Source organism: Metalysinibacillus jejuensis, from assembly GCF_003057615.1.
GTDB lineage: Bacteria > Bacillota > Bacilli > Bacillales_A > Planococcaceae > Metalysinibacillus > Metalysinibacillus jejuensis.
This window is the reverse complement of record NZ_QAFW01000120.1, coordinates 1-1,516: the sequence shown is the minus strand read 5'-3', so window position 1 is coordinate 1,516 and position 1,516 is coordinate 1. Positions and strand designations below refer to the sequence as shown.

Annotated in this window: 1 protein-coding gene; it reads left to right on the top strand. The window is 45.1% G+C overall.

Annotated elements, in window-relative coordinates; genetic code table 11:
- A partial coding sequence (locus tag DDE80_RS14325) for an IS110 family RNA-guided transposase (protein ID WP_108308615.1) occupies positions 1-1,122 on the top strand: 1,122 nt, incomplete at its 5' end.
- Between the last annotated feature and the right edge of the window lie 394 nt (positions 1,123-1,516).

Sequence of the window (1,516 nt, the reverse complement as noted above, 5' to 3'; positions counted from 1 at the left end):
TTTGAAGCGTTTTACGAACGTCTACTTGCGCTCAAACAGGCGCATGAAAAACAAGAAATCCTTGTTGGTTTCGAGCCAACAGGTCACTACTGGATGAACTTAGCTGCGTTTCTTACACAGTACGGGATTCCGTTCGTGATGGTCAATCCGATGCACGTCAATCGCTCGAAAGAACTCGACGACAACCTGCAGACGAAAAATGACCAAAAAGATGCGCTCGTCATCGCCCGTTTAATGCGCGATGGACGTTTCAGCTATCCACGTCTGTTAGAAGGTGTGGAGGCAGAATTACGAAATGGCGCCACGTTGCGCGCTAAAATCCAAGAAGATTTAAACGCGTTTCAAAACCGCCTCATTCGTTGGTTAGACCGTTTCTTTCCAGAGTTTACACAAGTGTTTAAAAGCTTCGGGAAAATGGCGTATGCGGTGCTTGAAAAAACACCATTGCCAATGGACATTCAAGGTAAATCACCGGAAGAACTCCTCTTCCTGTATCGCCAAGTAGACGGGATGAAAAGTCCTCATCTACCAAAGGCAAAACAATTAGTCGACATTGCGCCTCATTCGATTGGTTTGACGGAAGGCTTAGTGATGGCCCGTTTTGAAATCGCCACACTCCTTGCGCAGCACAAAATGATGCAGGCACAGCTAAACGAATTAACGAGCCAATTAATCGAATTAGCGAAACAAATGACGGATTATGAATACTTAGCATCTGTACCCGGAATCGGAGACGTAACGATTGTCGATTTACTCTCAGAAGTCGGTTCCCTCACACAATATGCGCATCCACGCCAACTCATTAAACTCGCGGGACTCACATTGCGTGAAAACTCTTCTGGCCAGCAAAAAGGACAAAAACGCATCTCCAAACGGGGTAGACGTAAATTACGTGCGCTCTTATTCCGTGTCATGATGCCATTGATTCAACATAATCCAGCCTTTAAAGCCCTGCACAAGCATTACACCACACGCCCGAACAATCCGCTGCGTAAAAAGCAATCGATTGTCGTCTTGTGTGGCAAACTACTCAAGATTTTACATGCCTTGTGCAACAAGAAAACCTATTTTAACGCAGACCAAATGATGAACGATTTTACTCAGCTTCAAACGGCTGCGTAAGCGTACCCATCAGCAGTCAAAAACAAAAGGATGACACGGAGAAGCCGGCATTATTTTCACCATTCGACCGTACAAACACGAGTCCCTAAAGGAGCATCGCCAGCCTCTGCCTTATGAATAGACCGAACGAAGGAATGTACGCGCAACCAGACGCCTAGAGACATGGGAGGGTCCGTCATCATAAGCAACGCAGAGATCCAAAAGTGCACCGATATACAGCACTGGATTAGGAGGGGCATTACCAGTTAATGGTTCATCCTTTAGCGAAGCGTTCGAACAGATTGTCAAAAAAATCAATAACTAGAAAATATCGATAGATGTACGTGTCGAAAAATATTTTTTGGCACTCAAAAAATGGCGCAAACCATTGATACATCAACATTTATAGAGGGAG